The following is a 12,499-nucleotide window of genomic DNA, read 5'->3' on the forward strand; positions in this document are numbered from 1 at the left end:
TGAGGATGGATCGGTCAAGGTTTGGGTGTGGTGGCGTCGGGTGCCTCGGCCAGGGCGGCCAGCGAGCCCAGGGCGATGGGCTTGAGCGGCGCGCGAATGCGGTAGGCGCCCACCTCGGCGGGCGTGCGCTGCAGTTCCTGGGCCATCACCTGCGTGACAGTGATGCCGCACATACGCCCCTGGCAGGGGCCCATTCCGCAGCGGCTGTAGAACTTGGTCTGGTTGGGGCCTTCGCAGCCCAGGCGCACCATGGCGCGCACCTGGCCGGCCGTCACCTCCTCGCAGCGGCAGACGATGGTCTCGTCCGCGCAGTCGGTTAGCCACTCCGGCGGGCGGTACAGAGCGTCGAGGAAGGGGCGGATGCGCGTCTGTCCCACCAACCGTGCACGCCACGGCGCGGCCAGCTGGTCGGCGCGGGCCGCGTCGATGCGGCCCAGCGCCAAGGCCACGCCGATGGCGGCGATGGCGCCGCTGCACTCGGCCGCCAGCGCGCCGGCAATCGCCGCACCGTCACCGGCCAGGCGCAGGCCTGCAAGGGAGGTTTGGCCCCAGGCGTCGACCTGCGGGTGCCAGGCCAGTTGCACGTCGCTCCAGCGATGCTCCACGCGCAGCAGGCGGCTGACCTGCGTGTTGGGCACCACGCCGTGGTGCAGCAGCACCGCATCAGCGGGCAGCCGATGGGCCAATTTTTCCGCAGTGAAGGACACGGCCTCGACCTTGTCGCTGCCTTCCAGGCGAACCTCGGTTGCGTTGGCGTACATAGGCACGCCCGCACGGCGCAAGCGCCACAGCATGCGCAGGCCCTTGGCCAGCAACGCGGGCGCGCCCAGGGCGCCGGCCAGGTGGGGCAGGGCGCGGCGGCGGTTGGCCACAGGCAACGTGTCCACGATGGCCGCGACCTGCGCACCGGCCTGCAGCAGCTGGCAGGCAACCAGCAGCAGCAGCGGGCCACCTCCCACCAAAACGACGCGGCCGTTGGGCACCTGAGCCGAAGTCTTCATCGCGATCTGCGCAGCACCGGCGTTGAGCACGCCCGGCAGCGTCCAGCCCGGCATGGGCGAGGGGCGTTCCATGGCACCGTTGGCCACCAGCAGCTGGGGCGCGCGCACCGCGAACGAACGGCCCCACTGCTGGGCCATCACAGTAAGGTCCTGTGCCACGTCCCACACCAGCGCACTGTGGTGCACCTCGGCACCGCAGTCAACAAAGCGCTGCGCCAGGCTGGCGCCATGCTGATAGTCGGGCCCGAGCAGGCGGGCCACGGTGGGCGGTGCCACCGTCACGTTGCGATAGATCTGGCCGCCTGCGCGAGGCTGCTCGTCGAGCACCACGGTGGACAGGCCCAGGGCCTGGGCGGTAATGGCGGCGGACATGCCGGCAGGCCCTGCGCCGATGATGGCCAGGTCGTGCGTGTGCACCGGTTGGGGGGCCGTGCTCATGCTGCACCTCCCGCTGTATCCGAGAAAGTGGAATCCACGCGGCGCGCCCCAGTGGGCAAGCGCACCTGCATGCCCTGGCGCACCTCGACCATGCACGACTGCACGTTCTGCGCACCATCTACTTCAAGCAGGCAGTCGAAGCACACGCCCATCAGGCATAGCGGCGCGCGCGGCGCACCCGAGACGGGGGTGTGCCGAAACGCGACCACGCCCGCGCCCAGCAGGGCCGTGGCCAGGGTCTGGCCGGCGCGGGCCGCCACGGTGCGGCCCTCCACCTCGATGAACAGGGTGGCCGGCTGCTCGGCCGCCGGCAAGGCATCAATGGGTTTGAACATGGTCGAAACGCTCCGCTTTGAAACCCCGGAGCTCTGCCGGTTCGGTGCCCGTGCGCATCCAGTCCACCAGGGGGCCGGCATGGGCAGGGGCGAGCGTGATGCCGCTGTGGCAGGTGACGACGAAGGCGCCGGGGCACTGTGCCGATTCCTGGTAGATGGGGTAGCCATCAGGAGTCATCACGCGCAGCGCACCCCAGGTGCGCACGATGTTGGCGCTCGCCAGAATGGGAAAGCACCGCACTGCGCGCGCAGCGATACGCGCCATCTCGGGCATGGTGGTGCCATCGTCCAAGCCCACCTCTTCCTTCGAATCGCCAATCTGCACCGTGCCTTCGCCCGTCTGGCGCACAAAGTGGCAGGGGTGGTGTAGGAATGGCTGCATGCGTTCGGTCACCATTAACTGGCCGCGCACCGGGCGCACCGGCGCGTTCAGTCCTACCAGTGGCGCCAGTTCGCGGTTGGCCAAGCCGGCGGCCAGCACCACACGGCCGGCCGTCCAACTGCGGTCGCCGGCATGAACCTGGAATTCGCCGCCGCGGTATTCGATGCGGTCGACCGTGGCACCTGCAACGCGCTGCCCGCCACGCAACTGGTAGGCATGCACCAGCGCACGCAGGGTGCGCAGCGGGCTCACGTGACCGTCCAGCGGGCAGTAGATGGCGCCCACCACATCGGGGCCGATTCCTGGGGTGATCTGGCGCAGGCGATCGGCGCCCAGGACCTCGTAAGGGTAGGTGATGCCCAGTTCCCGGCCCAGTGCGTCGAGCTTGGCGCTTGATGCCTGCAGCGTCTTTTCGTCGAAGCTCATGGTCAGGCCGCCGGGCTGCTGCAGCTCCACGTCGGTTCCGGTCAAGTCCTGCAGCTCGGTGGCCAGGGCCTGCCAGCCGCGCGCGGCCTGCATGGTCCACAGGGCATAGGGCGTGCGGCCCAGGCCCTTGTTCTGGACCCATACCAGTCCGAAGTTGCCGCGCGAGGCACGCAGCGCCTCGTCTTCGCCGTCCAGCACGCAGACCCGGTCACCGGCGCGTGCCATGCCGTAGGCGATGGACATGCCCACCACGCCACCGCCCACCACCAGGGTGTCGATGTCGGGGAGAGCATTGCTGGAGGGGATGTTGTTCACTGCGGGTCTCCTGCTGGGGGATGGGGCTTCCCGGGGGTGGGCGCAGTTGCCCATGGCGCTCGCTCAGGGGCGTTGGGATATGTCATGGGGTGGTGTTGAAATGAAGCAGGTGGGGAGAGCAATGGCGCCCGGCCCGGGAATCCCAGGCCGCTGGCTGCTCGCTGTTGGCTGAGGGCGCTGATTTCACTCGGCCTTGATATTGCGTTCGCGCACCACCTTATCGAACTTTTCGGCTTCGCTGCGCACGAACTTCGCCACGTCGGCGGGGGGCATTTTCAGCTCGGGCTCGATGCCGATCTTTACCAGCTTGTCGCGGAAGTCCTGCGTGGCGATGATCTCGCGGATGGTGGTGTTCAGGCGGTTCACTATCTCAGGTGGCGTGCCAGCCGCTACCTGGATCGTTTCCCACGCCACCAGCTCGAAGCCGGACACACCCGATTCAGCGATGGTGGGCACGTCCGGCACGGCGGAGACTCGCTTGGCACTGGTCACTGCGATGGCGCGCAGCTTGCCTTCCTTGACCAGGGTGACGGACGAGGCCACGGTCGGCATCATCATCGTCACCTGGCCGCCCATCACGTCCACCAGCCCGGGGCCGGTGCCTTTGTAGGGCACATGGATCATGTTGGTGCCGGTCATGGACAGCAGCAGCTCCGATGCCAGGTGCCCCGCGCTGCCCGAGCCGTAGCTGGCGTAGGGCAGCTTACCGGGCTGGGACTTGGCCAGGGCCACCAAGTCTTTGACGGACTTCACCGGCACGTCGTTGGGCGTGACCATCCACAGCGGGATGATGCCCAACAGCGCCACGGGCGTGAAGTCTTTGTAGATGTCGTAATTGAGCTTCTGAAGCGCCGGGTTGATGGCGAACGAGGACGACACCGACAGCAGCGTGTAGCCGTCGGCCGGCTGGCTGCGCACGAATTGTGTCGCGATGATGCTGTTGGCCCCGGCCTTGTTTTCCACGAACACCTGCTGGCCGAGCTTGGCGCTGAGCGCAGTGGCCAGCATCCGGGCCGTGGCGTCTGACGACCCTCCGGGCGGAAAGCCTACCACCAGCCGGATGGGCTTGTTGGGCCAGGCCTGGGCGTGCGCAGGCGCGGAGCCTGCAGCTCCACCGATGGCGCACAGAGCTAGACCGGCCAAGGCCAGCCCACGGCGCAGGCGCGATGGCGCGGTCACGGTGCTGCACATCAGTGTGCTCGTGGAAGGCATATGGGGAGTCTTGGGCATGGAGGGCATCCTTTGTACAGGCGTTGCGGCGGTATGGAACGAATCGTATGCCCCGGTACTGCAAACGACAATTCGATAGATCGCTTCACTTTATGCTCAAATGCTATGCATGAAGCCCACGCTGAATCTGCGCCAGGTCGAGTCGTTCTATTCCGTGATGCGCACTGGCACCGTGGTGGCCGCAGCGCGCCACATGAACGTGACGCAGCCGGTGGTGAGTCGCGCCATCAGCCTGCTCGAATCACGTATTGGCTATAAGCTGTTCGAACGGCGCGGGCGCAAGCTGGTGCCCACGCCAGAAGGCCAGGCCTTCTACCGAGAGGCCGAACCCATCTACGGCAGCCTGGACCGGCTGGCCCAGGTGGCGCAGGACATCCGATTCCAGCGCGCGGGGGAGCTGCGCATCGCCACGCTGCCTTCGCTATCGCAGTCTCTGCTGCCGAGAGCCACGGCGCGCTTTTTGTCAACGCGGCCCAATGTGTCGGTGTTCGTGCAGAGCCTGCCCTCGCGCCAGGTGGCCGACCTGGTAGCCACGCGCCAGTTCGACGTCGGCCTGATCGAGCTGCCCATGGCACGCCCGTCCATCTCCATCGAGCCGCTGGAGCCTGCTCGTTCGGTGGCCGTGATCCCGGCAGGCCACCGACTCGCAGCCAAAAAGCAGATCTCGGTGAAGGACCTTGCGGGCGAGCGTATGGTGCTGCTGTCGCAGCACAGTTTCCTGCGCTACCAGATCGACGATGCCTTCTCCAAGGCCGACGTGGTGCCCCATGTGGTGATGGAAACCCCGCACTCGCTCATTGCCTGCGGCTTTGCAGCGGCGGGGGCAGGTATCACCCTGGTGTCGCACTGGGCGGCGGAGTCCTTTGCCGGGCCGAACGTGGTGGTGCGGCCCGTGCGCGAGGAGATGAGTTCGCGCTCGGCAGTGATTTTTCCCTACCCGGGCGCGCGCATGCTACTGGCCGAGGCTTTCGCCAAGGAGCTCAAGGAAGAGATCCGGCTGACTCGCAAGCTTTAGCAGTTCGTAAGGGCTCCGGGGAATGGGGCGTCTACCGAAGATACTTCAAAGCCCGACCGCCAGCATAAATTTACGGAGTGCTGATTCAGACATGTCTGCGGTCAGGCTTGGACTTGTACATGCGGCGTTTGCAACGATGTGGACCCTTGATTTTCTGCTGATCCCGGAGGCCTCGCCTCGCTGGAAGCTTACGGTGAACGCAAGACACCACCTTGCACGCCGAGTGGTTGCCGCGAAACGCAAGTGAGGCCGATCATCTGCGAGGGTAGTGCGCAGCGCAACCAGATGCTCATGACGGAATCGTCCGTGAGGACGCGAACGCCCGCGGGAAATCCAGGGGCTATGCGGGCCGCCATGAACACCGCCATGGGGCGCACGTTTTCGTCTTTGATTCCTCGAAATTGGTCTAAGCGACCAGTGGGTCGGCACATAGCATTGCAGCCGATGTTTCGCCCCAGCGGCGGCGTGTGCCGCCGGATGCGTGGCGCTTCTTTCCGTCAAGGAACCCCATGTACGCCCGATACCTCGTCTTCTCAGCCGTTCATTTGGCGCGGCCAGCGGTTCGCCCCTGGTTTGCGCTGGCGCTCTGCGTTGGCCTGTTCGCAGGTCACGCTGTCGCGCAGTCACCGCAGCAGCTACAGCCCGTGCGCGGTGGCACGCTGCAGTTCGTGGCCGGGCCCGAGTCGGCCACCATCGTCTCCATCGACAACACCTTTGGATTTCCGCAGAAGGTCGGCACCAAGGTCGTGGAGGGCCTGCTGGCCTATGACTTCGACCTGAGTCCCCAACCGCGCCTGGCCAGGCAATGGACGGTGTCCGCCGATGGCCTGCAGTACAGCTTCAAGCTGCGCACGGGCGTCAAGTGGCATGACGGCAAGGACTTCAGCTCGGCCGACGTGGCCTTCTCCATACTCACCTTGAAGGAGTTCCATCCCCGCGGTCGAGCCACCTTCGCCAATGTGACGGAGGTTAAGACGCCCGACGCGCTAACGGCCACCATCGTGCTGTCCAAACCCGCGCCGTACTTGCTGACCGCGCTGGCATCCAGCGAATCCCCCATCGTGCCCCGGCACCTGTACGCAGGCACCGACATCCGCACCAATCCCTACAACGCAAAGCCGGTGGGCACGGGCCCCTTCGTGTTCAAGGAATGGGTCAAGGGCAGCCATGTGATCCTGGAGCGCAACCCGGACTACTGGGACAAACCCAAACCCTATCTGGACCGCATCGTGGTGCGCATCGTCACCGATGCCAGCGCCCGCGCCGCTGGGCTCGAGGCCGGGCAGATCGACCTGAGCGGCGATTCGCCCGTGCCCCTGGGGGACGTGGCCCGCATCAAGACCCTGCCGCAACTGGAGGTGCAGACCAAGGGGTACGAGTACGTGGCGAACCAATCGCAGTTCGAGTTCAACCTCGACACGCCACAGCTCGCCCACCAGAAGGTACGCCAGGCGATCGCTCATGCGGTGGACGCCAAGGCACTGGTCGACGTCGCCTGGTATGGCTTTGCACAGCCGTCGCCATCGCCCATCAGCCCGGTGCTTAAGCAGTACAGCGACACCAGCATCCGCCACCACAAGTTCGACACGGCCCTGGCCGAAAAGCTGCTGGACGAGGCGGGCTTTGCCCGCAAGGCCGATGGAAAGCGCTTTGCACTGCGCCTGACCTACAACCCCTACTACCAGGAAGGCAACCGCCGCACGGCCGAGTTCGTGCGCCAGGCGCTGGGCCGCGTGGGCATCGACGCGACCATTGCTGCCTACGACTTCGGCGGCTTCGTCAAGGCGGTGTATACCGACCGAGCCTTTGACATCAACGTCAACAACCTGAACAACAATTTCGACCCCACGGTGGGCGTGCAGCGCATCTACTGGTCGAAGAACTTCAAGCCCGGCCTGGGCTTCTCGAACGCCAGCCACTACAGCAACCCCGAGGCCGACCAGCTGCTCGAAGCCGCCTCCATCGAGGCCAACCCGGCCAGGCGCCGCGAACTGTTTGTGCGCTTTCAGCAACTGGTGCACCGCGACCTGCCGGTGGTCAACCTCACCGCCTTCCAGCCCCTCACGGTGGCCCACAGGAAGGTGCGCAACCACACCACCAACTCCAACGGGCTCAACGATTCGTTTGCCGACGTGTACCTGGAGAAATGAGCCCTTGGCGCTTCTGCCTGCCTCCCCCGATGAAACCCCGGTCTAGCACCCGATTCTTTGCTCCTTCCATGCCCCAACGTTCCGGATTCCTGCGCTTCGGCGCCTTTCTCTACCCCACTGGCCACCACCTGGCCGCCTGGCGCCACCCTGACGCGGTGCGCGGCGCGGGCCTGGACATCCACCACTACCGGGCACTGGCCCGGGCGGCCGAGGCGGCGCGCTTCGACCTGATCTTCCTGGCGGATGGTGTGGGCACGCGCGGCAGCAACCCCGAGGCGCTCAGCCGCACGGCGCACAGCTATGTCTCGCAGTTCGAGCCGCTGACCCTGCTGTCAGCACTGTCGTCCGTGACCGAGCACATCGGCCTGGTGGCCACGGCATCGACCAGCTTCAACGAGCCCTTCCACATCGCGCGCAAGTTCGCCTCGCTAGACCACCTGAGCGGCGGCCGTTCGGGCTGGAACCTCGTGACCTCGTCGAGCGAGCACGAGGCGCGCAACTTCAACCGCGATACACACTACGTTCATGCCGAGCGCTACGAGCGCGCCAGCGAGTTCGCCGACGTGGTGCTGGGCCTGTGGGACAGTTGGGATGACGGAGCGTTTTTGTGGGACAAGCAGGGCGGCCGGGTCTTCGACCCTGCGCGCCGCCATGTGCTCAACCACCAGGGCAAGCATTTTCAGGTGCAAGGCCCGCTGAACGTTGCGCGCTCACCGCAGGGGCGGCCAGTTGTCGTGCAGGCCGGCTCCTCCGACGCCGGCAAGGACCTGGCGGCGCGCACGGCCGAGGTGGTGTTCACCGCGCAGCAGACCCTGCAGGACGCCGTCGATTTTTACGCCGACCTCAAGGGCCGTGTCGAAGCCTATGGCCGCGACCCCGACAGCCTGCTCATCATGCCCGGCGTGTTTCCGGTGGTGGGGCGCAGCGAGGGCGAGGCGCAGGAGAAGTTCGAGCAGCTGCAGTCGCTGATCGACCCGGTGCTCGGCCTGTCCATGATCTCAGGCCTGACCGGAGGCGTGGACCTGTCGGGCTACGACCTCGACGGGCCCATCCCGGAGCTGCCCGAGACCAACGCCAGCAAGAGCCGCCAGGAGTTGACCCTGCAGCTCGCGCGCCGCGAAAACCTGACCATCCGTCAGTTGTATTTGAGGGTGGCGGGGGCACGGGGGCATTGGCAGTTGGTGGGCACGCCGGTGCAGATAGCCGATCAGCTCGAGGAGCGGTTCGTCCATCGCGGAGCCGATGGGTTCAATGTGATGGCGCCGGTGTTGCCTACAGGGCTGACGGATTTTGCGGAGCTGGTGTTGCCTGAGCTGCGCCGACGGGGGCTGGCGCGTTCGGAATACGACGGCGCGACCTTGCGAGAGAACCTGGGATTGGTGCGGCCTCTAGGCAGCCGTGTAGGGTAGCGAGAGGTTCGGGAAGAAGAAAGGGGCCTGCGGGCCCCTTGGCTTTCTTGATTGCCGCAGTCCTGCTCACGCTGCCTTGCGCTGCTCACCCCGTGGGACTGCGGCGATCAGGCTGCGTGTGTATTCATGCTGCGGCGCCGCCCAGATGCTCTGGTGGTCCCCCGACTCCACGAACCTCCCCTGGTGCATCACCAACACCCGGTCCGCGATGTAGCGCACGACAGCCAGGTCGTGCGAGATAAACAAATAGGACAATTTGAACTCCTCCTTGAGCTCCACCAGCAGATTCAAGATCTGCGCCTGGATGGACACATCGAGGGCAGACACCGGCTCGTCGCAGATCACCAGCGACGGCCGCACTACCAGCGCGCGCGCGATCCCGATGCGCTGGCGCTGGCCACCCGAAAACTCGTGCGGGTAGCGGTTGCCCGCGTTCAGGGGCAGTCCCACCCGGTCCAGGATGGCGGCGATGCGCTGCTGCCGGTCCTGGCGCGAGCGGTTGCCGTGCACGTACAGCACCGTGTCGAGGATGTCATACACCGTGCGCCGCGGGTTGAGCGAAGCATAAGGGTCCTGGAACACCATTTGCATACGCTGGCGCCAGGGCTGCAGGGCGCGGCCCTTGAGCCGGGTCAGGTCCGTGCCGTCGAACACGATTCGCCCGGCCGCGGCGGGCACCAAGTGCAGCAGGGTCTTGGACAGGGTGGACTTGCCGCAGCCCGACTCGCCCACCAGGCCCACGGTCTCGCCGACGCCGATGGTGAAGGACACATCGTCGACCGCATGCACGGTGCCGGTGCGCGTGGCGTAGTCCGTGCGCAGGTTTTGCACCGAAAGCAGAGTGTTGTCCTGTAACGCTGCGGATTCCTCACGTGGCCGGGCCTTGGGGATGTGCAGGTCGAAACTGCGCTGGCCCGTCTCCAGGTTCAGGCGTGACTGGATCTCGGGCAGGCGTGCATCGGTGTAGTGCAGGTCCTGGCCGGCGTGCAGCGATGCCCCGAGCAGGCCGCGCGTGTAGGGGTGCGAGGGCGCTGCGAACAGTTGGGGGGCACTGGCCTCCTCGACCTTTTCGCCGCCATACATCACGGCCACGCGGTCGGCCCACTGGGCCACCACACCCAGGTCGTGGGTGATGAGCAGCAGCGACATCGACAGCTCGCGCCGCAGCCGGTCCAGCAGTTCCAGGATCTGTGCCTGGATGGTCACGTCCAGCGCGGTGGTCGGTTCATCGGCCACCAGCAGGCGCGGGCGGCAGGCCACGGCCATGGCGATCATCACGCGCTGGCGCTGGCCACCCGAGAGCTGGTGCGGGTAGTCGTCCACGCGGCGCTGGGGTTCGGGGATGCGCACCAGGTCCAGCAGCTCGATGGCACGCTGGCGGGCCGCCGGGGCCGACAGCCTTTCGTGCTGGCGCAAGGTCTCGGCGATCTGCGTGCCCACGGTGTAGACCGGGTTCAGCGAGGTCATGGGCTCCTGGAAGATCATCGAGATCTCGCGCCCGCGCAACTGGCGCAGCTGGTCCAGCGGCAACTGCACGATGTCGCGGCCGTCGAACAGGATCTGGCCACCGATCTGTGCGCCGGGGGCCAGCAGCCGCAGCAGCGCCAGCGCCGTGGTCGACTTGCCGCAGCCCGATTCGCCCACCAGGGCCAGGGTTTCGCCCTGGTGCAGCTGCAGGTCGAGGCCACGCACGGCGTGCAGCACACCTTGCGAGCCCTTGAAGCGCACGTCCAGCTGGCGGATGTCGAGCAGCAGGGGCGCACGCTGGGTGCCGGCGGCTCCATCGCCGTGCACAGGGTGAATCAGGGTCGGGTGGCTCATCGCAGGCCTCGCAGGCGGGGGTTGAAGGCGTCGTTGAGGCCGTCACCGACCAAGTTGAGCGACAGCACGGTGAAAATGATGGCGGCGCCCGGGATGGCGGTCAGCGCCCAGGCGGTGCGCAGCTGCTCGCGGCCTTCGCCGATCATGCTGCCCCAGGAGACCACGTTGGGGTCGCCCATGCCCACGAAGGCCAGGGCCGATTCGATGAGGATGGCCGTGGCCACCAGCACCGAGGCGGTCACGATGACCGGGGGCAGGGCGTTGGGCAGGATCTCCTGGAAGATGATGCGCAGGTCCGAAAAGCCCTGGCTGCGCGCTGCCAGCACGAACTCGGATTCGCGCAGCGAGCGGAACTCGGCGCGCACCAGGCGCGCTATCACCGGCCAGGAGGCCAAGCCGATGGCCAGCACGATGACCTTCACCGAAGGCTGGCCGATGGCCACGATCACGATCACCAGCAAGAAGGTGGGCACGGTCTGGAACAGCTCGGTCAGCCGCACGAGCAGGTCGTCCACCCGGCCGCCGAAATAGCCTGCGACGGACCCAACCAGAATGCCGATGAGCACGCTGACCGTGGCGGCCGACAGCCCCACCGCCAGCGAGACCCGCGCGCCGTGCACGATGCCGGACGCCACATTGCGGCCCAGCGAGTCGCTGCCCAGCGGGAATTCGGCCGACTGCAGGGGCGCCAGCAGCGGGCGGGTGGCCATGTCCAGCGGGTCGTTCGGGAAGATCACCCCCGCCAGCACGGCCAGGCCGGCCACCAGCAGCAGGATCAGCACGCCGGTGACGGCCGCCGGGTTGCGCACGAAGGCCTGCAAGGCCGCGTGGCGCTGCACGGGCACGGGGGAAAGGGCGTCCAGCGCGGGCTTCTTTTCCGCGGACGACGATGATGCGCGGATGAGCCGCAGGAAGCGGTTCTGGGGGGAGGTGGTGGCGGCGGTGGTCATGGCAATCTTGTGGGATGCAACAGGTGCGGAAAACGCCTCAACGGACCTGGATGCGGGGATCGAGCCAGGCGTGCAGCAGGTCCACCAGCATGTTGGCCACGATGACCAGCAGCGAGGACAGCAGCAGAATGCCCAGCAGCACGTTGTAGTCGCGGGCCAGCACCGATTCGAGGGCCAGGCGGCCCAGGCCCGGCCAGCTGAAGACCGACTCGACCACGATGGCTCCGCCCAGCAGCGTGCCGAAGTGCATACCCGCGACGGTGGTCACCGGGATCAGTGCGTTGCGCAGCACATGCCGCAGCGTGATGGCCACGGGGGTCAGGCCCTTGGCCGTGGCGGTGCGCACGAAGTCCTGGTGGCTCACCTCCAGCATGGCGGCCCGCGTGAGGCGCGAGAAGATGGCGACGAAGAAGCCGGCCATGGCCAGTGCCGGCAGCACCAGGTGGCGCGCGGCGTCCTTCACCAGGGCCCAGCCGGTCAGCCCGGCGCCGATGGTGAGGTTGCCCCCGGTGGGCAGCCAGCCGAGCTTGACCGAGAACAGCACGATGGCCATCAGCCCCAGCCAGAAGCCCGGCGTGGAGTACAGCAGCAGCGCCAGCACGGACAGCACCCGGTCTTGCCACTTGCCGACCCAGGTGGCCATGATGGTGCCGAGCAGAACCCCCGTGGCCAGGGCCATGCCCAGGGCCGTGACCATGAGCAGCAAGGTGCTGCCCAGGCGCCCGCCGATCAGGTCCAGCACCGGCTGGTTGTGGCGCGGCGAGGTGCCCAGGTGGAAGTGGGCCAGGTTGTTCAGGTAGGCCAGCAGCCGGTCGAGCAGCGGCAGGTCCAGCCCGAAATGGGTGCGCAGCTGGGCCATGGTCTCGGCCGTGGCCGATCCCGACTCGGCCGCGATCACGTCGGCCGCGTCGCCTGGCACCAGTTGCAGCAGGAAGAAGTTGAGCACCACCACGCCCAGCACAGTCGGCACGGCCTGCCAGGCCGTGCGCTGTAGGGTGTGGCCGACGCGCGAGAGTGTGGTCATGGG

At 67.0% G+C, this 12,499-nt stretch carries 10 protein-coding genes; 3 read left to right on the plus strand and 7 right to left on the minus strand.

From position 1 onward, the window contains the following. Positions 1 to 14 precede the first annotated feature (14 nt). From AC07X5_RS10220 to AC07X5_RS10235, 4 genes are all read right to left on the minus strand, one after another. A complete protein-coding gene (locus AC07X5_RS10220) occupies positions 15 to 1,439 on the minus strand; it encodes an FAD-dependent oxidoreductase (RefSeq protein ID WP_494770025.1) in 1,425 nt (474 codons plus the stop codon). Beyond that, positions 1,436 to 1,774, minus strand: coding sequence for a (2Fe-2S)-binding protein (locus AC07X5_RS10225; RefSeq protein WP_494770026.1), 339 nt, complete (start codon positions 1,772 to 1,774; stop codon positions 1,436 to 1,438). The genes AC07X5_RS10220 and AC07X5_RS10225 overlap by 4 nt, the downstream gene beginning before the upstream one ends. After that, a complete protein-coding gene (locus AC07X5_RS10230; RefSeq protein ID WP_494770027.1) occupies positions 1,758 to 2,897 on the minus strand; it encodes an NAD(P)/FAD-dependent oxidoreductase in 1,140 nt (379 codons plus the stop codon). Before AC07X5_RS10230 ends, AC07X5_RS10225 begins: the two co-directional genes overlap by 17 nt. Before the next feature lie 183 nt (positions 2,898 to 3,080). After that, positions 3,081 to 4,127: a Bug family tripartite tricarboxylate transporter substrate binding protein gene (locus tag AC07X5_RS10235; RefSeq protein ID WP_494770028.1), complete on the minus strand. Its 1,047-nt coding sequence runs from the start codon at positions 4,125 to 4,127 to the stop codon at positions 3,081 to 3,083. Between the two features lie 109 nt (positions 4,128 to 4,236). On the opposite strand from AC07X5_RS10235, the gene AC07X5_RS10240 reads away from it, so the two are divergent. From AC07X5_RS10240 to AC07X5_RS10250, 3 genes are all read left to right on the plus strand, one after another. Continuing rightward, positions 4,237 to 5,142 carry a LysR family transcriptional regulator gene (locus AC07X5_RS10240; RefSeq protein WP_494611808.1) on the plus strand — a complete coding sequence of 302 codons (906 nt, stop codon included), beginning with the start codon at positions 4,237 to 4,239 and terminating at the stop codon, positions 5,140 to 5,142. 644 nt (positions 5,143 to 5,786) lie between these two features. Then, positions 5,787 to 7,292: an ABC transporter substrate-binding protein gene (locus AC07X5_RS10245; protein ID WP_494770029.1), complete on the plus strand. Its 1,506-nt coding sequence runs from the start codon at positions 5,787 to 5,789 to the stop codon at positions 7,290 to 7,292. Positions 7,293 to 7,360: 68 nt separating this feature from the next. Continuing rightward, complete coding sequence (locus AC07X5_RS10250; RefSeq protein ID WP_494770030.1) at positions 7,361 to 8,701, plus strand: LLM class flavin-dependent oxidoreductase; 1,341 nt, start codon at positions 7,361 to 7,363, stop codon at positions 8,699 to 8,701. A gap of 66 nt (positions 8,702 to 8,767) precedes the next feature. On the opposite strand, the gene AC07X5_RS10255 is transcribed toward AC07X5_RS10250, so the two are convergent. From AC07X5_RS10255 to AC07X5_RS10265, 3 genes are read right to left on the minus strand one after another with little or no spacing between them, the layout of a single operon-like run. Then, positions 8,768 to 10,522: an ABC transporter ATP-binding protein gene (locus tag AC07X5_RS10255; RefSeq protein WP_494770031.1), complete on the minus strand. Its 1,755-nt coding sequence runs from the start codon at positions 10,520 to 10,522 to the stop codon at positions 8,768 to 8,770. Beyond that, positions 10,519 to 11,472, minus strand: a complete 954-nt coding sequence (locus tag AC07X5_RS10260) for an ABC transporter permease (RefSeq protein ID WP_494770032.1) — start codon at positions 11,470 to 11,472, stop codon at positions 10,519 to 10,521. Before AC07X5_RS10260 ends, AC07X5_RS10255 begins: the two co-directional genes overlap by 4 nt. Before the next feature lie 37 nt (positions 11,473 to 11,509). Then, positions 11,510 to 12,496: an ABC transporter permease gene (locus tag AC07X5_RS10265; protein WP_494770033.1), complete on the minus strand. Its 987-nt coding sequence runs from the start codon at positions 12,494 to 12,496 to the stop codon at positions 11,510 to 11,512. Positions 12,497 to 12,499 lie beyond the last annotated feature (3 nt).

This window comes from Acidovorax sp. GW458-11-26-14-TSB4, from assembly GCF_059423865.1.

Bases quoted from the DNA above. Each gene is read 5' to 3' on its own strand.
- AC07X5_RS10220 (WP_494770025.1), bottom strand. From the start codon at position 1,439: ATGAGCACGGCCCCCCAACCGGTGCACACGCACGACCTGGCCATCATC.
- AC07X5_RS10225 (WP_494770026.1), bottom strand. From the start codon at position 1,774: ATGTTCAAACCCATTGATGCCTTGCCGGCGGCCGAGCAGCCGGCCACC.
- AC07X5_RS10235 (WP_494770028.1), bottom strand. From the start codon at position 4,127: ATGCCCAAGACTCCCCATATGCCTTCCACGAGCACACTGATGTGCAGC.
- AC07X5_RS10240 (WP_494611808.1), top strand. From the start codon at position 4,237: ATGAAGCCCACGCTGAATCTGCGCCAGGTCGAGTCGTTCTATTCCGTG.
- AC07X5_RS10250 (WP_494770030.1), top strand. From the start codon at position 7,361: ATGCCCCAACGTTCCGGATTCCTGCGCTTCGGCGCCTTTCTCTACCCC.
- AC07X5_RS10255 (WP_494770031.1), bottom strand. From the start codon at position 10,522: ATGAGCCACCCGACCCTGATTCACCCTGTGCACGGCGATGGAGCCGCC.
- AC07X5_RS10260 (WP_494770032.1), bottom strand. From the start codon at position 11,472: ATGACCACCGCCGCCACCACCTCCCCCCAGAACCGCTTCCTGCGGCTC.
- AC07X5_RS10265 (WP_494770033.1), bottom strand. From the start codon at position 12,496: ATGACCACACTCTCGCGCGTCGGCCACACCCTACAGCGCACGGCCTGG.